Source organism: Streptomyces violaceusniger Tu 4113 (genome assembly GCF_000147815.2).
Taxonomy (GTDB): domain Bacteria; phylum Actinomycetota; class Actinomycetes; order Streptomycetales; family Streptomycetaceae; genus Streptomyces; species Streptomyces violaceusniger_A.
Window position 1 is genome coordinate 3,636,771 of record NC_015957.1, and the last position, 23,319, is coordinate 3,660,089.

Annotated in this window: 28 protein-coding genes; 12 read left to right on the forward strand and 16 right to left on the reverse strand. The window is 71.2% G+C overall.

What is annotated here, in order from left to right; translation table 11 throughout:
* Positions 1-6: 6 nt before the first annotated feature.
* The 6 genes from STRVI_RS15635 to STRVI_RS15660 all read right to left on the reverse strand — a co-directional run bounded on the left by STRVI_RS15635 (position 7) and on the right by STRVI_RS15660 (position 4,588).
* A complete protein-coding gene (locus STRVI_RS15635; RefSeq protein ID WP_078505254.1) occupies positions 7-921 on the reverse strand; it encodes a glycosyltransferase family 2 protein in 915 nt (304 codons plus the stop codon).
* Positions 922-992: 71 nt separating this feature from the next.
* Positions 993-1,529 (reverse strand): MFS transporter, encoded by a 537-nt coding sequence (locus tag STRVI_RS15640; RefSeq protein ID WP_251982630.1) that lies wholly within the window; start codon positions 1,527-1,529, stop codon positions 993-995.
* 178 nt (positions 1,530-1,707) lie between these two features.
* The gene (locus STRVI_RS15645; RefSeq protein ID WP_014056628.1) at positions 1,708-2,679 is read right to left on the reverse strand and encodes an aldo/keto reductase; all 972 of its coding nucleotides are present in this window, start codon (positions 2,677-2,679) and stop codon (positions 1,708-1,710) included.
* A 63-nt stretch (positions 2,680-2,742) separates the two neighbouring features.
* Positions 2,743-3,765 carry a DUF2255 family protein gene (locus STRVI_RS53485; RefSeq protein WP_014056629.1) on the reverse strand — a complete coding sequence of 341 codons (1,023 nt, stop codon included), beginning with the start codon at positions 3,763-3,765 and terminating at the stop codon, positions 2,743-2,745.
* 44 nt (positions 3,766-3,809) lie between these two features.
* Positions 3,810-4,211, reverse strand: a complete 402-nt coding sequence (locus tag STRVI_RS15655; protein WP_014056630.1) for a (R)-mandelonitrile lyase — start codon at positions 4,209-4,211, stop codon at positions 3,810-3,812.
* Positions 4,212-4,264: 53 nt separating this feature from the next.
* The gene (locus STRVI_RS15660; RefSeq protein ID WP_014056631.1) at positions 4,265-4,588 is read right to left on the reverse strand and encodes a carboxymuconolactone decarboxylase family protein; all 324 of its coding nucleotides are present in this window, start codon (positions 4,586-4,588) and stop codon (positions 4,265-4,267) included.
* Between the two features lie 229 nt (positions 4,589-4,817).
* Here STRVI_RS15660 and STRVI_RS15665 point away from each other — a divergent pair, with 229 nt between their 5' ends.
* The gene (locus STRVI_RS15665; RefSeq protein ID WP_014056632.1) at positions 4,818-5,690 is read left to right on the forward strand and encodes a helix-turn-helix domain-containing protein; all 873 of its coding nucleotides are present in this window, start codon (positions 4,818-4,820) and stop codon (positions 5,688-5,690) included.
* Here STRVI_RS15665 and STRVI_RS52670 read toward each other — a convergent pair.
* On the reverse strand, positions 5,633-5,959 hold the full coding sequence (locus STRVI_RS52670) for a hypothetical protein (RefSeq protein WP_014056633.1): 327 nt from the start codon (positions 5,957-5,959) through the stop codon (positions 5,633-5,635). The two genes, STRVI_RS15665 and STRVI_RS52670, sit on opposite strands and share 58 nt — an antisense overlap.
* A 131-nt stretch (positions 5,960-6,090) precedes the next feature.
* Positions 6,091-6,228 (reverse strand): hypothetical protein, encoded by a 138-nt coding sequence (locus tag STRVI_RS52675; protein WP_167543205.1) that lies wholly within the window; start codon positions 6,226-6,228, stop codon positions 6,091-6,093.
* 351 nt (positions 6,229-6,579) lie between these two features.
* Here STRVI_RS52675 and STRVI_RS46330 point away from each other — a divergent pair, with 351 nt between their 5' ends.
* From STRVI_RS46330 to STRVI_RS15685, 3 genes are all read left to right on the forward strand, one after another.
* A complete protein-coding gene (locus tag STRVI_RS46330) occupies positions 6,580-7,212 on the forward strand; it encodes an ATP-binding protein (protein WP_014056635.1) in 633 nt (210 codons plus the stop codon).
* A gap of 239 nt (positions 7,213-7,451) precedes the next feature.
* Complete coding sequence (locus tag STRVI_RS15680) at positions 7,452-8,075, forward strand: flavin reductase family protein (protein WP_014056636.1); 624 nt, start codon at positions 7,452-7,454, stop codon at positions 8,073-8,075.
* Between the two features lie 28 nt (positions 8,076-8,103).
* The gene (locus STRVI_RS15685; RefSeq protein WP_014056637.1) at positions 8,104-8,751 is read left to right on the forward strand and encodes an HAD family hydrolase; all 648 of its coding nucleotides are present in this window, start codon (positions 8,104-8,106) and stop codon (positions 8,749-8,751) included.
* Positions 8,752-8,981: 230 nt separating this feature from the next.
* Here the strand turns inward: STRVI_RS15685 and STRVI_RS15690 are convergent, their stop codons facing one another.
* Positions 8,982-9,854, reverse strand: a complete 873-nt coding sequence (locus STRVI_RS15690) for an undecaprenyl-diphosphate phosphatase (protein WP_014056638.1) — start codon at positions 9,852-9,854, stop codon at positions 8,982-8,984.
* A 286-nt stretch (positions 9,855-10,140) separates the two neighbouring features.
* On the opposite strand from STRVI_RS15690, the gene STRVI_RS15695 reads away from it, so the two are divergent.
* A complete protein-coding gene (locus STRVI_RS15695) occupies positions 10,141-11,661 on the forward strand; it encodes an MFS transporter (protein WP_014056639.1) in 1,521 nt (506 codons plus the stop codon).
* 31 nt (positions 11,662-11,692) lie between these two features.
* Here STRVI_RS15695 and STRVI_RS15700 read toward each other — a convergent pair whose 3' ends face one another.
* Complete coding sequence (locus STRVI_RS15700) at positions 11,693-12,451, reverse strand: TVP38/TMEM64 family protein (RefSeq protein ID WP_014056640.1); 759 nt, start codon at positions 12,449-12,451, stop codon at positions 11,693-11,695.
* Positions 12,452-12,760: 309 nt separating this feature from the next.
* Here STRVI_RS15700 and STRVI_RS52680 point away from each other — a divergent pair, with 309 nt between their 5' ends.
* The 3 genes from STRVI_RS52680 (at position 12,761) to STRVI_RS15710 (ending at position 15,145) form a co-directional block, all read left to right on the forward strand.
* On the forward strand, positions 12,761-12,913 hold the full coding sequence (locus STRVI_RS52680; RefSeq protein ID WP_165449209.1) for a hypothetical protein: 153 nt from the start codon (positions 12,761-12,763) through the stop codon (positions 12,911-12,913).
* Between the two features lie 97 nt (positions 12,914-13,010).
* Positions 13,011-14,192, forward strand: coding sequence for an elongation factor Tu (gene tuf / locus STRVI_RS15705; protein ID WP_014056642.1), 1,182 nt, complete (start codon positions 13,011-13,013; stop codon positions 14,190-14,192).
* A gap of 107 nt (positions 14,193-14,299) precedes the next feature.
* Positions 14,300-15,145: a spermidine synthase gene (locus STRVI_RS15710; RefSeq protein WP_014056643.1), complete on the forward strand. Its 846-nt coding sequence runs from the start codon at positions 14,300-14,302 to the stop codon at positions 15,143-15,145.
* Here the strand turns inward: STRVI_RS15710 and STRVI_RS15715 are convergent.
* Positions 15,132-16,433 carry an MFS transporter gene (locus STRVI_RS15715; RefSeq protein ID WP_014056644.1) on the reverse strand — a complete coding sequence of 434 codons (1,302 nt, stop codon included), beginning with the start codon at positions 16,431-16,433 and terminating at the stop codon, positions 15,132-15,134. The genes STRVI_RS15710 and STRVI_RS15715 overlap by 14 nt on opposite strands.
* A gap of 76 nt (positions 16,434-16,509) precedes the next feature.
* Entirely contained in the window at positions 16,510-17,694 is a 1,185-nt protein-coding gene (locus tag STRVI_RS15720; RefSeq protein ID WP_014056645.1) for a membrane protein, read from the reverse strand.
* 95 nt (positions 17,695-17,789) lie between these two features.
* On the opposite strand from STRVI_RS15720, the gene STRVI_RS15725 reads away from it, so the two are divergent.
* The 4 genes from STRVI_RS15725 to STRVI_RS15740 all read left to right on the forward strand — a co-directional run bounded on the left by STRVI_RS15725 (position 17,790) and on the right by STRVI_RS15740 (position 20,421).
* Entirely contained in the window at positions 17,790-18,242 is a 453-nt protein-coding gene (locus STRVI_RS15725) for a DUF4442 domain-containing protein (RefSeq protein ID WP_014056646.1), read from the forward strand.
* A gap of 150 nt (positions 18,243-18,392) precedes the next feature.
* On the forward strand, positions 18,393-19,061 hold the full coding sequence (locus STRVI_RS15730; protein WP_014056647.1) for a DedA family protein: 669 nt from the start codon (positions 18,393-18,395) through the stop codon (positions 19,059-19,061).
* 128 nt (positions 19,062-19,189) lie between these two features.
* A complete protein-coding gene (locus STRVI_RS15735) occupies positions 19,190-19,705 on the forward strand; it encodes a gamma carbonic anhydrase family protein (RefSeq protein ID WP_043238880.1) in 516 nt (171 codons plus the stop codon).
* A gap of 23 nt (positions 19,706-19,728) precedes the next feature.
* Entirely contained in the window at positions 19,729-20,421 is a 693-nt protein-coding gene (locus STRVI_RS15740) for a GAF and ANTAR domain-containing protein (RefSeq protein ID WP_014056649.1), read from the forward strand.
* 162 nt (positions 20,422-20,583) lie between these two features.
* Here STRVI_RS15740 and STRVI_RS15745 read toward each other — a convergent pair whose 3' ends face one another.
* The 4 genes from STRVI_RS15745 to STRVI_RS15760 form a co-directional block, all read right to left on the reverse strand.
* A complete protein-coding gene (locus STRVI_RS15745; RefSeq protein WP_014056650.1) occupies positions 20,584-20,868 on the reverse strand; it encodes a glutaredoxin domain-containing protein in 285 nt (94 codons plus the stop codon).
* Complete coding sequence (locus STRVI_RS15750) at positions 20,855-21,739, reverse strand: cytochrome c oxidase assembly protein (RefSeq protein ID WP_014056651.1); 885 nt, start codon at positions 21,737-21,739, stop codon at positions 20,855-20,857. The genes STRVI_RS15745 and STRVI_RS15750 overlap by 14 nt, the downstream gene beginning before the upstream one ends.
* Complete coding sequence (locus tag STRVI_RS15755) at positions 21,739-22,293, reverse strand: DUF2243 domain-containing protein (RefSeq protein WP_014056652.1); 555 nt, start codon at positions 22,291-22,293, stop codon at positions 21,739-21,741. The genes STRVI_RS15750 and STRVI_RS15755 overlap by 1 nt, the downstream gene beginning before the upstream one ends.
* A 224-nt stretch (positions 22,294-22,517) precedes the next feature.
* Positions 22,518-23,291 carry a VOC family protein gene (locus tag STRVI_RS15760; protein ID WP_014056653.1) on the reverse strand — a complete coding sequence of 258 codons (774 nt, stop codon included), beginning with the start codon at positions 23,289-23,291 and terminating at the stop codon, positions 22,518-22,520.
* Between the last annotated feature and the right edge of the window lie 28 nt (positions 23,292-23,319).

The following is a 23,319-nucleotide window of genomic DNA, read 5'->3' on the forward strand; positions in this document are numbered from 1 at the left end:
ATGGTCTCAGGACGCGGACACCCGCCGGACGGCCTCCTCCACCCACGGCGGCAGCGGGCGGCGTTGCCGCAGCGCCGCCGGGAGCCGGGCGAGCAGCCCCCGCAGGGCGAGCCGCGCCTCCGGGTCACACGCGGCCTCGGCAAGGAGCCGGGCGGTACTCCGGAAGGCGAGGGGGAGGGGACGCCGCAGCCAGTGGCCGATCAGCTCGTTGCGTCGCATCACGGCGTTGCGGCCAGGGCGGGGGGCCGGGGCCGGGTTGTGGTGGGCCACCACCTCCGCGCAGTACGAAACGCCCCAGCCGCGCGCGGTGAGGTCGTAGGCGAGAAGGGTTTCCTCTCCGCCGAAGAAGATCAGGGGATGGAAGCCCCCCGCGTCGAGGAAAGCGCTGCGGCGCACCACGGCGGCGCAGGCGAGGAAGCCGAAGACCTCCGGTCCCGGCAGGTCGGGCGCTCGGCCGACGGGGGAGGCGGCAAGCACCGCGTTGAGCGGGTCGGGTCGCTCCTCGGGGCCCACCCGCACCTGTGCCGTTACCAGCCCGAGCCGGGGATGGGCGTCGAGGAGACGGGCCGCCCGGCTCAGCGCCCCCTCCCGCCACCACGAGTCGTCGTCGCTGAAGGCGATGTAGGGGGTGGTCAGAGCGCGTACGCCATCGTTGCGGGCCAACGCCCCGCGGTTGACGGGATGGACCAGAAGATCCACTCCGGGGAAACATTCGGCGATCATGGCGCGGGTGTGGTCCGTCGAACCGTTGTCCACCACCAGCACGGGCGGCCGTTCCGGCAGCGCCGCGAGGTGTTCGAGGGTGGTGGCGAGGGTGTCGGCGCGATTGCGGGTGGCGACGACGACACCGACGGCGGGCGTGGTCACGGCGCCTGCCGGGACCCGTACCGCTGGAGAGGGCCGCGCGGAACGGCGGCGCATGCCATCACCATGGGTTCTCCTCTCCGCGCATCCGAGTACCCGGGGCACCCGAGTACCCGGGCCGGGGGGCGCTACGCGGCGCGCCGGCCCCGCGCGGCCCGAGGACGGGCACGCACCACCAGGCGAGGACCCCTCCCGTTTCGGCCACCGCGTCGCGGCCGTGCGCGCTGCGTGCCCGCCCGGTGGGTACGGAGATCACATCGGCGACCGCCGACGATGTTGGCCAGGGTGACCCCGCCGATCACGACCCCCATCACGCGGCTGCTCGCGGCCGGACCTGCTGCGGCGGTCGCGACGACCGCGCCGACGGCCCAGAAGGTGCCGGTGGCCAGGGCGGAGACGAACCGCCCGATCAGCGCCAGGGCGAAGGTGGGGCTGAGCGCGCCGATGACGTGTCCGGCGGCGAAGACGAGCAGCGAGGCGATCAGCGTGAAGCGGCGCGGCAGCCGCAGGGTCGCCATGGCCATCAGCGGGGCGCCGACCATCATGCCGATCGCGAAGACGGTGACCATCAGTCCGGCGGAGGAGACGCTGATGTCCAGGTCGGCGGAGATTTCCGGCAGTAGGCCGACGACGAGCTCGGCGGTGTCCATGAGAAAGGTGACCACGCCGAGCAGCCACACGACGGGCGGCAGGCCCTGTCAGGGACCCCTGTCGGCCGTGTGGCGCGAGCCTTCCGTCCCGTGTGACTCGGGACGGGCGGGGGCCCCGGTTCACCGAACTGCGCAGCCAGGCCCGGTCCAGTTCGGGCAGCCTCGCCGTCCCGGGCCCGGCCTGCGGGGAGAGTCAGAACCAGGAGGGTCCGGCGTTGACGTACGGCTCCTCCAGGGTGGCGGCTTCCTCGTCCGTCAGCCGGAGGCTGAGGGCATCGGTGGCCTGCTGCAGGTGGTGGGGTGCGGTGGCTCCGACGATGGGGGCGGAGACCAGAGGGTTGCGCAGTACCCAGGCCAGAGCGATGTGGGCCATGGTGACGCGACGGGTTTCGGCGAGCTGCTGTACGGCGTTGATGACGGGCTCGTCGTGGGGGCTGTCGAAGGACTGTACGACGTGGTCGGTGCGCGAGCGGTTGCTCTGCTCGCCGGTAGGGCGGGCCAGGCGGCCCTTGCCGTTGGGCGAGTAGGGCACGAGGCCCACTCCCATGTCACCGCACAGGGCCATCAGCTCGGGTTCGTCCTGGCGGCGCAGCAGGTTGTACTGGTTCTGCATGGACACGAAGCGGGTCCATCCGCCGAGGTCAGCGGCGTGCTGGAGCTTGGCGAACTGCCAGGCGTACATCGAGGAGGCGCCGATGTAGCGGACCTTGCCGGCCTTGACGGTGTCGTGGAGGGCTTCCATCGTCTCCTCGACGGGGGTGTCGTCGTCGAAGCGGTGGACCTGGTAGAGGTCGATGTAGTCCGTGCCGAGCCGGGTCAGGGAGGCATCGACCTGTTCGAGGATCGCCCTGCGGGACAGTCCTTCGCCGCCGGGGCCGTCGTGCATCTTCCCGCGGACCTTGGTGGCGAGCACGATGTCCTCCCGCCGGGAGTAGGTGCGGATGGCGCGGCCGACGATCTCCTCGGAGGTGCCGGCCTGGTAGACGTTGGCGGTGTCCCAGAAGGTGATGCCCAGCTCGACGGCCTGCCGGAAGAACGGCTCGGCCTGGTCCTCGGTCAGGGCCCAGGGGTGGGCGCCGGGGGCGGTGGGGTCGCCGTAGCTCATGCACCCCAGGGCGAGCCGGCTCACCCTCAGGCCGGTGGTGCCGAGACGGACGTACTCCATGATGAAGCTCCTTGCGGGTCGCGGGCGGATCGGCTGGGTGGTTGTGTTCCGTCGGCCCGCTCTCTACGCGGTGGGGGTGATGCGGACGGTCGTCGAGCGGGGGCCGCTGCGGAGCATGTGCTCCACGTAGGGGCTGGGGTCGTACTTGGTGCGGTAGGCGTCGTCGGTCGCGTCGAGGACGGTGTCGTCGGCGGGGGCGAAGGCCACGTCGTACTCGGTACCCGCGATGCGGATGCGTCCGGCCTTCTGCGTCATCGCCGCCTGGTACCAGCGGGAGCGGGGGCCGTTGTAGGGGCGGACGTAGAGGTCGCTGCCCACGACGACGGACCAGATCCAGGTCGGGGTGCCGTAGGTGACGCCGTCCTCGCGGAGCGGGGAGATGTGCAGGTCGTCGGCGGGGGTGAAGGTGCGCAGCTGTGTCTGGTCCCAGGTGCTCATCGTGAAGGCCCTCCGGTGGGGTGGGGTGCCGGCCCGTGGCGGCGGAACGGGGTGCGACCGGGACATGGCGATGATGCGTGCGGCGCCCAGTTCCCTGGCGGCGATCACGGCGCACAGGCCGACCGCGCCGTCGCCGACCACGGCGACGGTGTCGCCGGGCTGCACCTGGGCGGCCACGGCCGCGTACCAGCCGGTGCCCATCACGTCCGAGCAGGCCAGCAGGCTGGCGATGTGTTCCTTGGCGGGCTGGCTGGGGGTGGCGACCAGGGTGCCGTCCGCGAGCGGGATACGGATCTTGTCAGCCTGGCATCCCTCGGCGCCGACGAACTCGCGGTGCAGGCAGTTGGTCTGGTAGCCGTTCCGGCAGTTCGGGCAGGTGTTGTCGGAGGCGAAGAAGGAGCCGATGACGAACTGGCCCGGCCTGATGGTGGTGACGTCGTCGCCGACCTCCTCGACGATGCCGACGTACTCGTGGCCGAACGCAGTGGGCCGCTCGACCGGGTTGATGCCGCGGTAGTCCCACAGGTCCGATCCGCAGACGCAGGTCGCGACGGTGCGGATGACCGCGTCGGTCGGTTTGATGATCTCGGGGTCGTCGCGTTCTTCGAAGCGCACGTCCCCGGGGGCGTGGAGAACTGCTCCGCGCATGATGACGTTCCTTAACGGTTCGGTTCGGATCGGGGGCGGGGCGCTCAGCGACGGGTGCTGGTGCGCGGGCCGCCGTACTCGGTGTCGCTGACGTGCTCGAGCCAGTCGACCTTGTCGGTCTCCCACAGCGCGATGTGCGTCATGAAGTGGTCCGGGGCGGCGCCGTGCCAGTGCTCCTCGCCCGGCGGCGTCCAGATCACATCGCCCGGGTGGCCTTCGATGATCTCGCCGCCGCGGGACTGGACCAGGGCGATGCCCTCGACGATGTAGAGGGTCTGGCCCAGGCCGTGGGAGTGCCAGGCGGTACGGGCGCCGGGGGCGAAGCGCACCGCGTTGGCGCGGGCCCGCGAGGGCTCCTCACCGCGGTAGATCACATCGGCCCAGGCGTCACCGGTGAACCACTGGGCGGGCAGCTTCATCGTGGGCTGCTTCTTCAGCAATTCCATGGGGTGGTGCTCCTTGCTATTTCCGGGGTGCGGACAACGGGGGTGCGGGGTGGTCAGGCGGCGGTCTGCTCGTCGGCGATCGCCTTGAGCTGGTTGATCGCGGTCATCGCGTTCGGCCAGCCCGCGTAGAAGGCGAGGTGGGTGATCGCTTCGGACAGCTCCTGGACGCTCAGCCCGTTCTCCAGCGCCGTGCGCAGGTGGTAGCCGAGCTGCTCGGTGCGGTACAGCGACGCCAGCACGCTGACCGTGACCAGGCTTCGGTCCCGCGGTGACAGCTCCGTCCTTTCCCATACGTCGTCGAACAGCACCTCGTTGGTGACCTCGACGAGTTTCGGCGCGATCTTCGCCAGTTCCGGGGGCGCGGACTGCTTCGTCATGACGACGACTCCTTGCTTCGCTTCGCCAAAATATGCAAAGGCGGGCATTTCCGCGTGCGGGGGAAGGCCCGACCCGGCAGGTCCAGGGCCTCTCACCAGGGGCGCCCGCCGGGGCCGCAACCGCGGCCACTCCCGAGGAAAACGCAGGTCACGCGCATGTGGAAGGTACGGGCGTTACAGGTACTGACAGGGCCCCCCACCCCGGCGCGAGCCGACTTAGCCTGGCAGTGTGGACACCAAGAGCGACATCCGCGCGTTCCTCGCCTCCCGCCGCGCGAAGATCACCCCGCAGCAGGCCGGACTGCCCGCCTACGGCGGCAACCGGCGCGTGCCCGGCCTGCGCCGCGAGGAAGTCGCCCTGCTCGCCGGGGTCAGCATCGACTACTACGTCCGCCTGGAGCGCGGCCACCTGGCCGGGGCCTCCCAGGAGGTCCTCGACGCGGTCTCGAACGCGCTCCAGCTGGACGACGCCGAACGCGCCCACCTCCACGACCTGGCCCGCGCCGTCGCCAAGCGCCCCGCCACCCGCACCCGGCGCGCCCGCGGTCCGCTACGGGACAGCACGCTGCGCGTGCTGCACTCCATGACCGACAGCCCGGCCTTCATCCGCAACGGCCGCCTCGACCTCCTCGCCGTCAACCGGCTCGGCCGCGCCCTGTACGCCCCGCTGTTCACCGACGACGCCCCACGCCCGGCCAACATCGCCCGCTTCCAGTTCCTGAACCCCACGAGCCGGGACTTCTTCCCCGACTGGGACACCTCGGTGAACACCACCGTCTCGCTGCTGCGCACCGAGGCCGGCCGGGCACCGCACGACAACGACCTGACCGGCCTGATCGGCGAACTCGTCACCCGCAGCGAGGAGTTCCGCACCGCCTGGGCCAAACACAACGTGCGCCTGCACCACACCGGCAGCAAATCCTTCCGCCACCCCGCCGTCGGCGAGCTCACCCTCGACTTCGACGCCATGGAACTGCCCGCACAGCCCGGCCTCACCCTGACGGCGTACAGCGCGCAGCCGCACACGCCAGCGCATGATGCACTTCAGCTGCTGGCCGCCTGGGCCGCCACCGAGGACGCGGCGGCCACCACCGACCGCTGAACCCCATGCCGGGCTCCGGGCCCTGTCCGCTCGTCGACCACGTCACCGCACTCGTCCAATCCCGGGACGCCAACCCAGGCCAGGTCGCCCTGGCCTGGCTCCTTGCACAGCACCCGTAGATCGTCCCGATCCCCGGCACCCGCCGCACCGAACGCCTTGAGGAGAACAGCGGCGCCACACACGTCGCCCTGTCCGCCGACGACATCGCCGACCTCGACACGCTCGCCGCCCGCGTCGGCGTACACGGAGACCGCTACAACGACACGCACATGCGCCTCGTCGGCAAATAGGACAGCGTGCGAACGCTATCTGGGCGAGAAGCTTGCCCCGCAACTACGGCGGTAGGGCGTAGGCGATATCGGGATCGAGATCGCGGCGTGGCTGAACCTCATCATGCCTTCTACAACCCGATCCGAGGGACGGTCTGCTTCGCCTGCACCGGTTCGGGCGCGTCGTCGATCACGTCCACGATGTCGCGGTAGACCGGCGGGAGATCCACGCTGGTCATCCCCTCCCGCCAGGCGGTCACGATCTGCACCCCGACCACCCGACCCCCACCCACAGGCTCGACCTCCACCGACGGCGACGCGACCGCGCCGACGGCCACCCCCTCGCCCCGCGAGGGCGGGTTCTTACTTCCGCGCCCCGACGGCCGTTCAGACGGCTCCTACGGCGTACCGTCGCCCGCTGTCGCGTGGACCACCCCGGGTGAAGAGATAGTCAAAATGGCACTGCTCTGGCGAGCAGCATCTGTGCGACTTGGCATCAACAAAAGGGCGTTCGTGGCGGTTACCTGGGTGCGTGGACGTCGGGAAGGCCGCGTCGCGTGATGATCTGCGGCCCCCTCCGGCGTTCGGCGGCATATCCGTCCGACTCATGAGGAGCTGGCTTGATCAGGCCCGCAGCCGTCAACGCCTTCACCAAGCGGGGGAGGCAGGACTGCCCCTCGCTCGGCACCCCGGAGATGTCGGACAGCGGCGATGCGATGAGGGTCCGCTTCGAAATCGCCAAACGTGGCGCACACGACCAGCTACCTGAGGCTGACGCCCGCCGCGTCAAGGAGATGCGGTACCTGACCAAAGCCTGCCTGGAGCACTCGGGGCTGGTCGCCATGTCGGATGACGTGGTCCTGGCTGCCTCCGAGCTGGTCACGAACGCGATCCTGCACAGCCACGGGACGGAGGTCACCCTCCTGATCAGCCTCCAGGGTGACGACCTATTACGTATCTCTGTCCACGACGAGACGCCATGGCTGCCCGTCATCCGGCGTGTCGACGGCGACGCTGAGAGCGGCCGTGGACTCCAGCTCGTCGAGTGGATGACGACCGCACATAACGGCGCGTGGGGAACCAGCGACGGAGGCGCAACTACTTGGTGCACCTTCTTCCATCGCCGCCGAGAGGGGGCGCTGGTGAGCAGCAAAGTGATCCAGCGCAGACGCCGGAGGGTGTCCTCGGCGTCTTCGCGCTGGCGGTCGACGCCCGCCTCCAGGCCGAAGCGGTCGGAAGAGATCCGCAGGTAGGCGCCTGGGCGCTTCGGGGCGTAGGCGGAGAGCTGGTCGTAGAGGTTGAGGGGACGCGGCCGGTGCGGGCCTGGGGTGGGATGTCGAAGTCGTCCCAGGGGGAAACGGCGGACATGGTGGTGCTCAGCTCCGGATGCTCGTGTCTTCCGACACCGGGCACCTTCCGTGGAACTCAGGGGCCGGGTGATGCTGCGATCCCTCGTTAGGATGCGCCGCCGCCTGCACGGATACTGGGCGGCATGCGTATCGATTTCGACCCCGAGGTCATGGGCTCTGCTCCCTTCTACAAGCTGCTGACCTCGGTCGTTGTGCCCCGGCCGATCGCCTGGGTCTCGACGATCAGCCGAGACCACCTTTCGGCGAACCTCGCCCCGCACTCGTTCTTCACCGTCGCGGCCGTGGCTCCGCCCATCGTGCAGTTCACCTCCGTGGGGCGTAAGGACTCGCTGCGGAATGTCGAGGACACCGGGGAGTTCGTGGTGAACCTCGCGCCGGAGGGGCTGTTCGAGCAGGTCAACGCGACCGCGACGGACTTTCCGCACGGGGTGAGCGAGTTCGAGGCGGTGGGGGTGGCGCAGGAGGCGAGTGCGCGGGTGAAGCCGCCTCGGGTGGCGGGGTCGCCGGTGGCGTTGGAGTGCGTGGTGCACAGCACGATGGGGCTCGGGAATTCGACGGTGGTCTTCGGGCGGGTGGTGTATGCCGCGATCGACGACGCGGTGATGGTCGACGGGCATGCGGAGATCACCAGGCTGCGGCCGCTGTCCCGGCTGGGGAAGAACGAATGGGGCACGGTCGGTGAGGTGCTGGATCTGGCCCGGATCCGTTACGCGGACTGGGAGGACCAGGGGCCCGAGAAGGTGTGAGGGGCAGTGGCCGGAGGAAGGGGCCGCGTTGATCGAGAGCGTCGTGTTCGACATCGGCTCGACCCTCGTCCGTGAGGACCGCTACTGGGGCGATTGGGCCGACTGGCTCGGGGTGCCGCGGCACACTCTGTCCGCGCTGGTGGGGGCCGTTGTCGCGCAGGGGCGGGACGACAAGGACGCGATCCGTCTGGTGCGGCCGGGCGTGGACATCGACGCCGAGTGGCGGGCGCGGGAGGCGGCGGGGCGGGGGGAGTGGCTGGACGAGTCGGACGTCTACCCCGATGTGCGGTCCGTGCTCGGCGGGCTGCGGGAGTCGGGGCTGCGGGTGGTCCTGGCCGGGAATCAGTCGCTGCGGGCGGGTGTGCTGCTGCGGGAGCTGGGGCTGCCGGTCGATGCCGTGGCGACGTCCAGTGAGTGGGGGGTCGCCAAGCCCGATCCGGAGTTCTTCCGGCGGGTGCTGGAGCTCGGCGGCGCCGCGCCGGGGGACACGCTGTACGTGGGTGACCATCCGGCCTTCGACATCCGGCCGGCGAAGGCCGCCGGGCTGCGGGCCGCGCATATCCGCCGGGGGCCGTGGGCGTATCTGTGGGCCGATACCGCCGACGCGGCGATGGCGGACTGGCGAATCGGCTCGTTGAGTGAGCTGGTGGAGATCGTCGCCGAACCGTCGGTGTGATCGTCCCGGTGGCCCGCCGGCTCAGGGCAGAGGCGTGCGCTGGGTGAGGGATTCACACCCGGTGTGACGCGAGTGCTTGCATATATCTACCGCACACCCTTCCCGGGTGCCCCGCATGGCGATTGACTCGTCCCATGCCGCTCAGGGGGCGCCAGACCTGAGCGAAGGGGCCGCCGGACTCCTCCCTCCTCGGCCGGCGGCCCATCTCCCTGTCTGTGCGGAGAAGCGCGTCAGCCCGCCGACTCGGCCGCGTGGGCGCTCAGCACGCCCAAGCCCACCAGTGCGAAGAGCGCGATGCCCAGCAGAATCCGGTAGATCACAAACGGCATGAAGCTCTTAGTGGAAATGAACTTCATGAACCACGCAATGACGACATATCCGATAAAGAAGGCGATAACGGTCGCGAAGATCGTCGGGCCCCATGCCGTATGCCCCTCGGACGCGTCCTTCAGCTCGAAGGCGCCCGAGGCCAGCACCGCCGGGACCGCGAGAAGGAAGGAGTAGCGGGCCGCCGCCTCGCGGGTGTAGCCCATGAGCAGTCCGCCGCTGATCGTCGCGCCGGACCGGGAGACGCCCGGCACCAGCGCCATCGCCTGGCAGACGCCGAATATGAGGCCGTCCCGGATGCTCAGCTCCTTGAGCGTCTTGCGCTGGTTGGCGACGCGATGCCGGCCGCCCGACTCATCGCGCGCCGCACGCCGGTCCGCGAAGCCCAGGACGACGCCCATGACCACGAGGGTCGTGGCTATGAGGCGCAGATCGCGGAACGGACCCTCGATCGCGTGCTGCAGGGTGAGCCCGAGCACACCGATGGGCAGCGAGCCGATGATCACCAGCCAGCCCATCTGGGCGTCGTGGTTGCCCCGCCACTCCTTGCTGAAGAGCGAGCGGAACCAGGCCGACACGATGTTGACGATGTCCTTGCGGAAGTAGATGAGCACCGCGAGCTCCGTGCCGATCTGGGTGATCGCGGTGAACGCGGGCCCAGGGTCGCTCCAGCCGGCGAACGCGGCCGTGAGCCGCAGATGGGCGCTGGAGGAGATCGGAAGAAACTCAGTCAACCCCTGGACCAGCCCGAGGATGAATGATTCAAACCACGACATTGAGTCTTCGCTATCCAGAGGCTGATCGTGCGCTGATCGATTTCTGGCCAGAGATGGCCAGGCGTGACCGATTCAGGCGGGGGTGGTCGGTGGGAAGTCGGCGGTCGAGGATCAACTGCCGGGTGTGGGCAGCGTAGCGTCCCCGGGTGCGCGGCCCATCAAGGGCCTGGTCGGACCATCGGTTCATCGCTTTGACCTTGGGTACTCGGCGTTCGGCCGCCCGGCCGCGGGCGCCCTGGTGAGGATCAGCCGTGATCAGCCGTGGACAGCCGAGGAGCCGAACCGTATGACCGCGATCGGGCACGACGGAGGACGGGGAGGCCGAGGGGACGGGCCCGGCGGCACGATCACCACCAAGGTCCCGGCACGGCTGGACCGGCTGCCCTGGTCGCGCTGGCACTGGATGATCGTGATCGGCCTCGGCACCGTATGGATCCTGGACGGTCTCGAAGTGACCGTCGTCGGCAATATCGCCAGCCGCCTCTCCGAGCCCGGCAGCGGGCTGCCCATCACCGACGCGCAGGTCACGGGGGTCGCGGCGGCTCTCTATGTGGCCGGGGCCTGCACCGGGGCGCTGGTCTTCGGCTGGCTCACCGACCGCTACGGCCGCAAGAAACTCTTCCTCATCACCCTCGGGGTCTATCTGGCCGCCACCGCGCTCACCGCCATCGCCTTCTCCGCCTGGTGGTTCTTCCTCTTCCGCTTCCTCACCGGCTTCGGCATCGGCGGGGAGTACGCGGCCATCAACTCCGCGATCGACGAGCTGATCCCCAGCAGGTATCGGGGCCGCGTCGATCTGGTCATCAACGGGAGCTTCTGGCTCGGCGCGATGGGCGGCTCGCTGCTCGCCGTGCTGATGCTCAACACGGACTTCTTCCCGCTCAACGTCGGCTGGCGGCTCACCTTCGCCCTCGGCGTCGTCCTCGGCCTGGTCATCCTGCTGGTGCGCCGTAACGTCCCGGAGAGCCCGCGCTGGATGTTCATCCACGGCCGGGCGGAGGGCGCCGAGGAACTGGTCGCGGCGGCCGAACGGCGGATCGAGGACGAGACCGGGCGGCGCCTCCCCGAGCCGGACAGGGCCATCACCATCAAGCCGCGGAAGAGCACCGGCTTCATCGAGATCGCCCGGACGCTCTTCCGGGCGTATCCCCGGCGCGCGGTCCTGGGGCTGGCCCTCTTCATCGGGCAGGCGTTCCTCTACAACGCCATCACCTTCGGCTTCGGCTCGATCCTGGTGCGGTTCTTCGACGTGCCCACCGGCGACACCGGCTACTACTTCGCGGTCATCGCCTTCGGCAACTTCCTCGGACCGGCCCTGCTGAGCAAGCTCTTCGACACGGTCGGCCGCCGCGTGATGATCTCGGGGACGTACATCCTCTCCGGTGTGCTGCTGTTCATCACCGCCTGGATGTTCGGCAACGGCTGGCTCAGCGCGACCACGATGACCGCCTGCTGGTGCGTGGTCCTCTTCTTCGCCTCGGCCGGTGCGAGCTCCGCGTACCTGACGGTCAGCGAGGTCTTCCCGATGGAGACGCGCGCCCTGGCCATCGCCTTCTTCTACGCCATCGGCACGGCGGCCGGAGGCATCACCGGCCCGCTGATCTTCTCGAATCTGACGCAGAGCGGAGTGGTCGCCGACACCGCGCTGGCCTTCTCCATCGGGGCGGCGCTCATGGTCGCCGCCGGGCTTGTCGCCGCCTTCCTCGCCATCCCGGCGGAACAGCGCCCGCTCGAGGACATCGCCGAGCCGCTGTCCGCCCGCGCGGCGTCCGCTTCCGCCTCCGCGAGCGGCCCGGCCGACGCCTGACGGACCCCAGCGGCCGCAGCGGGCCCGCCCGTCAGGCCGACGGTGGCGTCTCGCTCGAGGCCGCGTCCTGGCCGAGGCGCTCCCCGGGGCCCGCGGGCCGCAGCCGGCCACGTTTGCGCCAGGCCACCAGCGCCCCCGCGACGGCGGGCACCGTGATGAAGGCCATCGCGAGGAGGAAGACGGGCGAGGTGGGGGTGGTGGCGCGGCTGCCCGCGACTACGTACGCGGCGGTGTTCGGCACACTGCCCAGCCCCGTGGCCAGCAGGAACGACGGCCAGCCCATCCGTGAGACGGCGGCGCAGTAGTTGGCGGCGGCGAACGGTACGCCGGGGAACAGCCGGATCGCCAGCATGGACCGGAACCCGTGGTGGCTGAGCTGCCGGTCCGCCGCCGTGAGCCAGCGGCCCCGCAGCAGCGGACGCAGCGCGTCCTGCCCCAGAAGCCGGCCAAGACCGAAGGCGATCCCGGCGCCGATCACCGTGCCGCCGACGGCCGTGACCAGCCCGGTCTGGATGCCGAAGAGCGCACCGGCCGCCAGGTTCAGGAGCGGCCGGGGCACCAGTGCGGCGGTGCCCACCCCGTACGCGGCCGTGAACAGCACCACAGCCGTCCCGCCCGACAGCTCCGGCCAGCCGTGGGTCAGCAGCCGCTGCGGCTGCCACAGCCAGACCGCGATCGCGGAACCCGTGAGCAGCGCGGCGAGCAGCCCCAGCCGCGACCACGGCGAGAGGAGCACGGCGCGGGCGCGGCGCGCGGCCGGTTTCGCGGGCGGTGCGGCGACATCGAGCATCGGTGGAGCGTAACCGACCAAGCCGGGCGGGCGCCGTGATGTCGTCGCGTTGTCGTCCGATTGTCGGCAGACCGTCGACAGGGGGTCGGCGGACCGTCTCGAACCAGTCGGCGCACGGCCCGAAACCAGTCGGCGGAACGGTCCGAAACCGGTCGCCGGGCCCGGGCCGGACACCGGAAACGAGCAGGCCGGGCGACCGGCCAACCACCCCAGTGCCACCGGCGTTCGCTCCCGGACCACCGGTCCCACCGACCCCGTACGCACCGAAAACCATTCGACGCGGACCGTACAGTGCGCGAAGATCACAGCATGTTCCGGCTCGCCTTCCTCACGCCGACGTCCGCGGTCGCGGACGCGCCGAAGGCTGCCGTCCCCTCTCTCGCTCCGGCCGCGGTCGCCGCCCTCACCACGGATCCGCCCGCCGCCGTTCCCGCCGTCTGCCTCCACGGCGCCCGAAGCTGACCCTCCTCGGACAACTCCGACGGATCCCCCAGGGGGAGGGTCGGCGAGGTTCTGGGGTCCGCGCTTCCCACCTCCGCTGACGAGGAGAGACCGTCGCATGTCCAAGCAGACCTATGTGCGCACCAAGCCGCATCTGAACATCGGCACCATGGGCCATGTCGACCACGGCAAGACCACGCTGACCGCCGCCATCACCAAGGTGCTGAGCGAGCGCGGCACCGGCGGCGCCTACGTACCGGCGGACCGCATCGACCGGGCGCCGGAGGAGGCCGCGCGCGGCATCACCATCAACATCGCGCATGTCGAGTACGAGACCGACACCCGCCACTACGCGCATGTCGACATGCCCGGCCACGCCGACTTCATCAAGAACATGGTGACCGGCGCCGCCCAGATCGACGGGGCGATCCTCGTCGTCTCCGCGCTCGACGGCGTGATGCCGCAGACCGCCGAGCATGTGCTGCTGGCCCGTCAGGTCGGGGTCGACCACATCGTGGTGGCCCTCAACAAGGCCGACGCGGGCGACCCCGAGCTGACCGACCTCGTCGAGCTCGAGGTGCGCGAGCTGCTCTCCGCGCACGGCTATCCCGGCGACACGACGCCCGTCGTACGGGTCTCCGGGCTGCGGGCGCTGGATGGCGACCCGCGGTGGACGGGGGCGATCGAGGCGCTGCTGGACGCCGTGGACATCTATGTGCCGACGCCCGTGCGCCACACCCGGGCCCCGTTCCTGCTACCGGTGGAGAACGTGCTGACCATCACCGGACGCGGCACGGTCGTCACCGGCGCCATCGAGCGCGGCACGGTACGCGTCGGCGACCATGTCGAGGTGCCCGGCGCCGAGGTGGCCACGGTGGTCACCGGAGTGGAGACGTTCGGCAAGTCCATGGTGGCGGCCGAGGCGGGCGACAATGTCGCGCTGCTGCTGCGCGGGGTGGCGCGGGACGCGGTGCGCCGCGGCGATGTGGTGGCCGCGCCCGGCAGCCTCGTGCCGAGGCGGCGCTTCACCGCGCGGGTGTACGTGCTGTCGGCGGCCGAGGGCGGCCGGCGGACCCCGGTGTCCACCGGCTACCGCCCGCAGTTCTACCTCCGCACGGCCGATGTGGTCGGCGCCGTGGACCTCGGGCCGGTGGCGGTGGCGCGCCCCGGGGACACCGTCACCATGACGGTCGAGCTCGGCCGCGCCGTACCGCTGGAGCCGGGCCTCGGCTTCGCGATCCGCGAGGGCGGCCGCACGGTGGGCGCGGGCACGGTGACCACCGTGCTCGACCAGCCGTAAGGACGAAGCGGCACCGCTCGCCCGCCTCCCCGGCAGGAGGCGGGCGAGCGAGGCCGCGAAGTCCCTGGCGGCGCGAGGCGCGAGCCCCGTGACGGCACAATGAGACGGTGAACGAGCCGATACCCGTAAGCCGCGCCGTGGACGGCGGCACCGCCAAGCTGATGCCGGACCTGGACCGCCCGCACGCCTGGCTGCTCACGGTGGACGGCGCCCCGCAGTCGTATGTCGACCTCGACGATCCGGCCCATCTCGAATTCGAGTACGCGCGGCGGATCGCCCATGTCCTGGACGCCGCCGCCGATCCCGGCGGCCCGCTCGACGTTCTGCACCTGGGTGGCGGGGCGCTGATGCTGCCCCGCTATCTGGCCGCCACCCGCCCCGGCTCGCACCAGGTGGTGATCGAGGCCGACCGGGGGCTGCTGGAGCTGGTCGCCGAGCATCTGCCGCTGCCGTCCGGGGCGGGCATCACGGTGCGGCGGCAGGACGCCCGGACGGCGCTGGAGACCGCGCCCGAGGGGTCCGCCGATGTGATCGTGGCCGATGTCTTCGGCGGTTCGCGGGTGCCCGCGCATCTGACCTCCGTGGAGTACGCCCGCGCCGCGGCCCGGGTGCTGCGGCCGGGCGGGTGGTACGTGGCGAATCTGGCCGACGGGGCGCCGTTCGCCTTCCTCCGCTCCCAACTGGCCACCTACCGCACGGCGTTCGCGCATCTCGCCCTGATCGCGGAGCCGTCCGTGCTGCGTGGCCGCCGGTTCGGCAACGCCGTGCTGGTGGCCTCCCAGTCCGAACCGCCGGTCGCCGTGCTGGCCCGCCGCACGGCGGCCGACGCCTTCCCGGCCAGGGTCGAGTACGGGGCGGCGCTGGAGCGTTTCATGGGCGGCGCGGCGCCGGTACGGGATGCGGACGCCACACCGTCGCCCGAGCCGCCGGACGGGGCGTTCAGCGTGGGCTGACCGGCTCCGGGGCGGTGTCCGTGGCGGCCGGTCCGCCCTCGGCGACGGGCGTGGTCTCGCGCCGGCGCAGCCGCCGTACGTCCGGGACCGTCAGCACCGCCAGCGTCAGCGCCAGGATCAGCGCCGAACACCCCCACAGCGAGGCCGACCGGCCGAACGTCTCCTCGGCCGGACCCGCGAGCGCCGTGGCGACCGGCACCATGGCGACGGAGCCGAACCAGTCGTACGCCGAGACCCGCGACAGCTTGTCCTCGGGGATCTCCTGGTGCAGCGCGGTCATCCAGGACACCCCGAACACCTCGACCGACACGCCGACCAGGAACATCACCACGACCAGTGCCGGAATCGCCACCGGGACGGCCAGCGCGGCGGCCGGCAGGGCGAGCGGCAGGATGCTCAAGGAGCCCGCGAGCAGCAGCCGCCGTGGCCGCCAGCGCATCATCAGCAGACCGCCCAGGACGGTGCCCGCGCCGAACGCCGCGAGCGCGAACCCCCAGGGGCGCGCGCCGCCCAGATGGTCCTCGGCGACCAGCGGGCCGAACACCGACTCGGCCGCGCCCACCACGGCGTTGACGACGGCGAACTGCACGATGATGGACCACAGCCAGGGGCGGGAGATGACTTCGTGCCAGCCCTCGCGCAGATCCCGCAGCATGCCGCCCCCGGGTTTCCGCCGGGCCACGGCGCTGACGTCGAGCAGGGCGCGCAGGGCGCCCGCGATCGCGAACGCGGCGGCGTCGACGGCCAGCATCCAGCCGGGGCCGACCACCGCGATCAGCGCGCCGCCGACCGCCGCCCCGCCGATCTGCGCACCGTTCATGCCCATCCGGAACAGCGCGAAGGCGCGGGCGGCCTGTTCGCCGGTGACGCTGGAGAGCAGCATGCCCTCGGCGGCGGGGGAGAAGAACGCCTGCCCGGTGCCGCCGAGCGCGGAGAGCACGGCCATCTGCCACAGCCGCGCCTCGCCGGACAGGACGAGGACGGCGAAGACCGCCTGCGAGGCGCAGTTGAGGCTGTTGGCGGCGACCATCACCCGGTGGCGGGGCAGCCGGTCCGCCAGCGCGCCGCCGATCAGCAGGAAGACGACCAGCGGAAGCGTGCGGGCCGCCGCCACGAGCCCGACGTCGCCGCCGTCCCCACCGGCCTCCAGCACCGCGAACGCCGCCGCGATGAGGGCTCCGGCGTTCCCGAGGCCCGTCACCACGGCGGCGGTGGTCAGCAGTGTGTAGTTATGGCCCGCCCACGCGGGGCGGCGCGGTCGGAGGCGCGGGGCCGGAGGAGTCGTCACATCGGGACTATCCCTGGGGGCGGGCCCCGGCGTCCAACCGGATTCCGGCCGCCGTCAGCGGGCGGTCAGGCGGTGGTCAGGAGACCTCCGACTTCACCGGCCGCAGCGAACTCATGATCTTCTTGATGGTGGAGTCCGGGACCTCTTCCTTGGTGCCCTTGACGGAGTACAGGACCCACGTCGCGAAGTCACCGTTGGTGTCCGTGTAGGTCACCGTCACGGACTTGCCGTCGGTGGTGCACTTGTCGGTCTTCTTCACCCCGGTGACGGTGGCCGACGCGGTGTAGCCCTTGAGGCCGTGGGCGCTGGTGAACTTCTTGGCGTCGGTGACCTTGCGGGTCCCGGTCTGATCCTGGTCGAAGGCGGCGAAGACCCAGTTCTCGGCCTCGACCTTGGCGGCCGACGCCTCGTTCTTCGCGCCCTGCGCACCCTTGGAGCCCACTCCGGCGGCGTGGCTCTTGTTGACGTAGCCGTCCTTGTCCTTGACCGAGCAGTAGTCCTTCTTGTACTTGGCCGGAGCGGACATGACAACGAGCGGCTTGCCCTTGTCGTCCTCGAAGCCTGTGCTCAGCCCCGGCGATTCGACCGTCCACTCCGGGGGGACGTCGAAGGCGTTGTGCCGCTTGGGGCTGACGACCGGTTTCCAGCCGGGTATGACCGCCTTGACGTCGGTGGTGTCACCGCCGGCGCGCGGGTTGTCCGCACCGCCGCCGGCCGGGTCCTCGGTCGGCTTGTCGGAGGCCGGAGCGGACGAGGGGACGGTGGGCGTCTTGTCCTTCCCCTTGGACTCGTCACCGCCGTGGCTGTCGTCCTTGCCCAGGACCAGCACACCGGTGATGGCGGCGGCCGCGACGACCGCGATCGCCGCGACGATGGCGATGGTCGTCGTCCGCTTCTTGTTGTCGCGCGGCGGCTGCGGCGCGCCGGGCGGGCCGGACGGAGCGCCCCACTGCTGGCCGGTCGGCTGCGGCGGCCCCTGCGGCGGGCCGTAATCGGGCTGCTGCTGCTGCGGCTGGCCGTAGCCGGGCTGCTGCGGCTGACCGTAACCCGGCTGCTGGCCGTACCCCGGCTGCTCCGGCCGGCCGGGCTGTCCCGGCTGCTGCTGGGGAGGCTGCTGATAGGGATTCGGCTGCTGGTATCCCGGCTGCTGATACGGGTTGGACTGGTCGTATCCCGGCTGCTGGTACCCCGGCTGCTGATAGGGGTTCTGACCTTGCGGGTTGTTCTGCTCGCCCCCGGGCGGCTGCTCTCCTGGCCACATGGCGAGTAACGATAGAGGGGGCCGACGACGGCTGCTACGTCTGCCCCGGGAACCGGCCCTTCCGCCGTTTGCTACTGGGTGGTAACTTCCGTGGCATGTCAGAAACTCAGCCCTCCATCGGCGAGACGCTCGCCGCCACGGTGCCCATGGTGCGCACCCTGAACCTGGAGTTCCTCGAGGCGTCGCCCGAGCGCGCGGTGCTGCGCCTGCCCGACCAGGCCGACTTCCACAACCACGTCGGCGGCCCCCACGCGGGCGCGATGTTCACCCTGGCCGAGTCCGCGAGCGGCGCGATCGTGCTGGCGGCGTTCGGCGATCAGCTCGGCCGTGCCGTACCGCTGGCCGTGCGCGCCGAGATCGGCTACAAGAAGCTCGCCAAGGGTCCCGTCACCGCGACCGCCACCCTCGGCCGGACCGCCGCCGAGGTGGTCGCCGAGCTGGACGCGGGGGAGCGCCCCGAATTCCCGGTGAACATCGCGATCACCCGGGAGGACGGCGCGGTCACCGGCGAGATGTCCATCGTATGGACCCTGCGTCCCCAGTCCTGAGCCGTCATCCCTTCGCCGGAGTCGACGCGAAGGGGAGCACGACCTGGGGATGATGGCGACCGCGCGCCGATTGAGTAGTCTTCCCGGGGTGTGCCGCGCTCCCGTCCGGCGCACGCCGGGAAGCGATCGCCACATGGGGAGGAACCGGCGTTGCATATCGACGCATGGCTCGAGACCGTACCCGCGGTCAGCGTGTATCTGCTGGTGGGTCTCGTCATCGGCCTGGAGAGCCTGGGAATCCCGCTTCCCGGTGAGATCGTCCTCGTCAGCGCGACGCTGCTGGCGGCCTCCCAGGATCACATCAACCCCTACATCCTCGGGGGCAGCGCCATCGCGGGCGCGGTGATCGGCGACTCCATCGGCTATCTCATCGGCCGCAAGGGCGGACAGCCACTCCTCACGTGGCTGGGCCGTAAATTCCCCAAGCATTTCAGCGCCGAACATGTGGCGACCGCCGAGCGCTCCTTCCAGAAGTGGGGCATGTGGGCGGTCTTCGTCGGCCGTTTCATCGCGCTGCTGCGCATCTTCGCGGGCCCGCTCGCGGGTGTGCTGCAGATGCCGTACTGGAAGTTCCTCATCGCCAATGTGCTCGGCGGCATCATCTGGGCCGGTGGCACCACCGCGGTCATCTACTCCCTGGGCAAGGTCGCCGAGGACTGGCTCAAGCGCTTCTCCTGGCTCGGCCTCGTGCTGGCCCTGCTCTTCGGCCTCGGCTCGATGCTCGTCATGAAGTGGCGCTCCAAGAAGGCCAAGCCCGCCGCGGTCACGGCAGCCGATTCCGAGACGGCCGAGCCGCAGCCGGTCCCGGCCGGCGACTAGGACGGCCCCGCCGGTCGAAGCGATCCGGCGACTGGGACGGCCCCGCCGGTCGAAGCGATGGGACCGGCCAGGGCGAGGAACGTGAAGGGGACGACCAGGTGGGAGAGACGGTGCACGACGCCTTGATCATGGGAATCGGCGGTAAGGAGCCACAGATCGCCCCCGACGCGTTCGTGGCCCCCACCTCGGTGGTGATCGGCGAGGTCGTGCTGGCCGCGGGATCGAGCCTCTGGTACCAGGCGGTGCTACGAGGCGACGGCGGCCCCATCGCCATCGGCGCGGACAGCAACATCCAGGACAATTGCACGGTGCACGTCGACCCCGGATTCCCGGTCTCGATCGGCGAGCGGGTCTCCGTCGGGCACAACGCGGTCGTACACGGCTGCACGGTCGAGGACGATGTGCTGATCGGCATGGGGGCCACGGTCCTCAACGGCGCCCGGGTCGGTGCCGGATCGCTGGTCGCCGCCCAGGCCCTGGTGCCGCAGGGGATGGAGATACCGCCCGGCTCCCTCGTGGCCGGGGTGCCGGCGAAGGTGAAGCGCGCCCTCACCGACGAGGAACGGGAAGGCATCAAGCTGAACGCCCAGGTGTACGCGGACCGGGCCAAGCAGTACCGCGAAGCGCTCAGAGGCGGGGAGTAGCTCGATGTGATCGGATGGTGGTCATGGACTGGGAAGCTTTCGCCGAGCGCATGGCCACCTTGGCGCGGGACCTGCTGGCGCAGGAATCCGTGGAGGCCACTCTCGATCGGATCTCCGAGTGCGCGGTGGACATCGTGGACGGCTGCGACGCGGCCGGCATTCTGATGCTCCGCGGCAAGCGGGTGGAGTCCCTCGCCCCCACCGACAGCATGGTGGTCCGCTCCGACCGGCTGCAGGAGCGGCTCGGCGAGGGGCCCTGCTTCGACGCCGCCCGTCGGCTGGGCGGTGAGCGGGTGTTCCGGATCAAGGACTTCACCCAGCCGGAGGAGCGCTGGCCGGCGTACGTCCGCCAGGCCCGCGACCTCGGCATCGGCAGCATGATGGGATTCCTGCTCTACACCGAGCAGGAGAACCTCGGCGCCCTGAATCTGTACTCGATGCGCCCCGCCGCCTTCACCAAGGCCAGCGAGACGGCCGGCTGGCTGCTCGCCTCGCACGCCGCGGTCGCCTTCTCCAGCGCCCGCACCGCCGATCAGCTCCAGCAGGCGATCGAGACCCGGCACACCATCGGGGAGGCCATGGGCATCCTCATGGAACGCCTGAAGATCACCGAGGATGAAGCCTTCACGCTGATGCGGCGGGTGTCCCAGGAGCGGAACGTCAAGCTGCGCGACCTCGCCCGGCAGATCTGCGAGAGCGGCGGTATCGACGGCTGACGGGCGGTATCGACGGCTGACGCATCGGCCGGAGCCGACGCATCAGCCGAACGGCTCTTCCGGCCCGTGGTCTGGACTGGAAGGGCCTGGCCACCGAATTCCCCCGGGGGTACGCCGACGGCTTGCGGGGTGGGTACCCCAGTCGGCCCGGTCCGACACCCCTCATCCGTCCTTGGAAAGTACGTGCGGGGCGTGGGTCCTGACCGCCTCCATCAGCTCGCCCATCGACGGGTTCACCATGGGCCGGCCGGCCACCGTCACGGTCGGCACGGTCTCGTTCCCGTCCGCGACCGATCGGACGAACGCGGCCGCCTCCGGATCCCGCCAGATGTTCACCTCGGTGTGCCGCAGCCGGGCGAGGCGCAGCCGTGTACGCAGGTGCATGCAGAACGGGCACAGCGGCCGCCAGTACACCACCACTCCGTCTTGGTCCTCACGGTCCGCCATCAGGAATCCCCTCCTCGAGCCGCCCGGTCGGGCGCCGCACCGAGCGTAGCCGTGTCCCGTACGCACTCCGAGGGGTCCGTACCGGGCGCCAGGTGGTGACGAGGGCCGCGGCCAGGAGGAGCTCGGCGACGTCGCCGCCGTAGTACATGATCTCCGCGCCGCCCTGGACCTCGGCGATCGGGGCATGGACCTCGACCCAGAAGCCCCCGTACATCAACTGGGCGATGGCGGCGTGGGCCGCGATGGCGACGCCGAGGACCACCAGCCGGGCCGGTACACCGGGCCGGGCGGGGGCCGGGTCGGGACCGGCGATGACATACGCGAACAGCCAGCCCGAGAGCAGGAAATGGGCGTGCGCCGGCCAGTGCCACCCGGGTCGGCCCATGACGGTGTCGTAGAGGGGGGTGAAGTACAGCAGCACCAGCCCGCCGATGGTCAGCAGCAGGGCGGTGACGGGGTGGGCGAGCAGCCGCGCGGGGCGGGAGCGCAGCACGGCGGTCAGCCGTCGGCCGCGGTGCGGGGGCAGGGCGCGCAGCAGCAGGGTGACCGGGGCCGCGAGCACCAGGGCGAGGGGTGCGTACATCCCGAGCAGCAGATGCTGGGCCATATGGCCGCGGAAGTCCCGATGGGCGAACGGTGCGAGCGGAGGCAGCAGCGCCATGGCGAGGAGGGCGAGCCCGGCGGCGAAGCTCATCGATCGCGCGGGCGGCCAGCCCTGGGCGGGGTTACGGCGACGGGCGCGGCGGACCATCAGCGCGTAGGCGGCGGCACACACCAGCAGGGCGAGGGCCGGCGGCCATACGTCCAGGGGGCCGCTGCCCCCGGCGCCCCCGCCGTGTCCGTGGCCGGGATGCGCCGCGCCACCACCCATCACACGTGCCCGGTGGCGCGGGGTGCCTCGGGGTCGGAGGGCGCCCCGCCGCGCTGCAGCAGATAGCCGCCGGCCACCAGAAGGGCGCCCAGGATCAGGAAACCGGCGTCCCACCACGGCTGCTCCGGGCCGCTGTGGACATGGTGGATGCCGAGGATCTGGTGGTCCAGCACCCCCTCGACCAGGTTGAACAGGCCCCAGCCGACCAGGATCCAGCCCCACAGGACGCGCGAGCCCCACACCCGGCGCCGGTCGTGGGTGACCCGGGCGTAGAGCAGGGCCAGCCCCAGCAGGACCGCGATCCAGCACACGGCGTGGAAGATCCCGTCCCACACGGTGTTCATCTCCAGCCCGGAGACGGTGTGCGGGTTGTAGTACCTGACCCCGATGCGGTCGTGGTTGGTGCTGCTCAGCATGTGGTGCCACTGCAGCAGTTGGTGCAGCAGGATCCCGTCGAGGAATCCGCCGAGCCCCACGCCCAGCACGATCCCCGGCAGCCGGATGGTGTGCGGCGCGGGCAGACCGGCCCGGGTTTCGTCCGCCGTGGTGGCCATTACGGCTCTCCGTCCTGACGACAGTCCGGACGGCAGGGTGTTCCCGCGCGCCCTTCGCCACCACGGCTTCCCGGCCGGACCGGCTTCGTCACCGGTCCGCGCCGTCTTTCCGCCATACGCCGAGCCGGGGCGGGGGTATGGCGTGGGCTCAGCCGAGCCGGGGCGGGACGAGGCGGGCCGGGGCGGGGCGAGGCGGGCCGGGCCGAACCGGGGCGAGTCGTCCGTCAGGCGGTGGTGACGGTGAACAGCCCGCCGTCCGGGTCGCGCAGGATCGCCTGACGGCCCGTGGGGGAGGCGGTCGGCGCGAGGGCGACCGTGCCTCCCGCGGCACGGGCCGCAGCCACCGCGGCGGTTACATCGGGGACGCGGAAGTGGACGTACCAGCGCGGCCGGACCTCCGGGTCGGGGGCCTGCTCGACGGCGCCGCCGTGGACCACCGCCAGCTTGCGCCCCGCCTCGCGCACGATCACCTCGTCGTTCTCGTACTCGATCGAGCAGTTGCCCGCCGGGGACGCCCAGCCGAAGACCTCGCCGTAGAAGAGGGCGGCCGCGAACGCGTCACGGGTCCGCAGCTCCAGCCAGGCCGGGGCGCCGTCCGGGCCCGACGGCCAGCCGGGCAGCGCCTCCCCCGCCCAGAAGCCGAAGACGGCGCCGTCGCGGTCGGCGGCCAGCGCGGCGCGGCGGCCCGGGCCGAAGGGGAGCGGGCCGACGCCGACAGTGCCGCCCCGCTCATGGATCCGTGCCGCGGTGGCGTCCGCGTCCTCCACGGCGAAGAACGGCGTCCAGGCGGCCGCGCTCCGGAGGCTGCTCGCGAGCGCTCCGACCCCGGCCACCGGCGCGCCGCCGAACAGCGCCGTGCGGAATTCCTCACCCAGCCCGGTGGGGCGCCAGGTCCACCCGAGCACCGCGGTGTAGAACTCCTGCGCCGCCCGGAGGCTGGGGGCGGCGAGACTCACCCAGCAGGGGAATCCCGGCCGTACGTGGCCGATCGGCTTCATGGGCACCACTCCTCACACTCCGCCCCGA

Excerpts from the sequence above, each read along its gene's own strand:
- STRVI_RS15635 (WP_078505254.1), bottom strand. The coding sequence starts at position 921 with ATGCGCCGCCGTTCCGCGCGGCCCTCTCCAGCGGTACGGGTCCCGGCA.
- STRVI_RS15645 (WP_014056628.1), bottom strand. The coding sequence starts at position 2,679 with ATGGAGTACGTCCGTCTCGGCACCACCGGCCTGAGGGTGAGCCGGCTC.
- STRVI_RS53485 (WP_014056629.1), bottom strand. The coding sequence starts at position 3,765 with ATGCGCGGAGCAGTTCTCCACGCCCCCGGGGACGTGCGCTTCGAAGAA.
- STRVI_RS15655 (WP_014056630.1), bottom strand. The coding sequence starts at position 4,211 with ATGGAATTGCTGAAGAAGCAGCCCACGATGAAGCTGCCCGCCCAGTGG.
- STRVI_RS15660 (WP_014056631.1), bottom strand. The coding sequence starts at position 4,588 with ATGACGAAGCAGTCCGCGCCCCCGGAACTGGCGAAGATCGCGCCGAAA.
- STRVI_RS15680 (WP_014056636.1), top strand. The coding sequence starts at position 7,452 with ATGCGTATCGATTTCGACCCCGAGGTCATGGGCTCTGCTCCCTTCTAC.
- STRVI_RS15690 (WP_014056638.1), bottom strand. The coding sequence starts at position 9,854 with ATGTCGTGGTTTGAATCATTCATCCTCGGGCTGGTCCAGGGGTTGACT.
- STRVI_RS15695 (WP_014056639.1), top strand. The coding sequence starts at position 10,141 with ATGACCGCGATCGGGCACGACGGAGGACGGGGAGGCCGAGGGGACGGG.
- STRVI_RS15700 (WP_014056640.1), bottom strand. The coding sequence starts at position 12,451 with ATGCTCGATGTCGCCGCACCGCCCGCGAAACCGGCCGCGCGCCGCGCC.
- STRVI_RS52680 (WP_165449209.1), top strand. The coding sequence starts at position 12,761 with ATGTTCCGGCTCGCCTTCCTCACGCCGACGTCCGCGGTCGCGGACGCG.
- tuf (WP_014056642.1), top strand. The coding sequence starts at position 13,011 with ATGTCCAAGCAGACCTATGTGCGCACCAAGCCGCATCTGAACATCGGC.
- STRVI_RS15720 (WP_014056645.1), bottom strand. The coding sequence starts at position 17,694 with ATGTGGCCAGGAGAGCAGCCGCCCGGGGGCGAGCAGAACAACCCGCAA.
- STRVI_RS15725 (WP_014056646.1), top strand. The coding sequence starts at position 17,790 with ATGTCAGAAACTCAGCCCTCCATCGGCGAGACGCTCGCCGCCACGGTG.
- STRVI_RS15735 (WP_043238880.1), top strand. The coding sequence starts at position 19,190 with ATGGGAATCGGCGGTAAGGAGCCACAGATCGCCCCCGACGCGTTCGTG.
- STRVI_RS15740 (WP_014056649.1), top strand. The coding sequence starts at position 19,729 with ATGGACTGGGAAGCTTTCGCCGAGCGCATGGCCACCTTGGCGCGGGAC.
- STRVI_RS15745 (WP_014056650.1), bottom strand. The coding sequence starts at position 20,868 with ATGGCGGACCGTGAGGACCAAGACGGAGTGGTGGTGTACTGGCGGCCG.
- STRVI_RS15750 (WP_014056651.1), bottom strand. The coding sequence starts at position 21,739 with ATGGGTGGTGGCGCGGCGCATCCCGGCCACGGACACGGCGGGGGCGCC.
- STRVI_RS15755 (WP_014056652.1), bottom strand. The coding sequence starts at position 22,293 with ATGGCCACCACGGCGGACGAAACCCGGGCCGGTCTGCCCGCGCCGCAC.
- STRVI_RS15760 (WP_014056653.1), bottom strand. The coding sequence starts at position 23,291 with ATGAAGCCGATCGGCCACGTACGGCCGGGATTCCCCTGCTGGGTGAGT.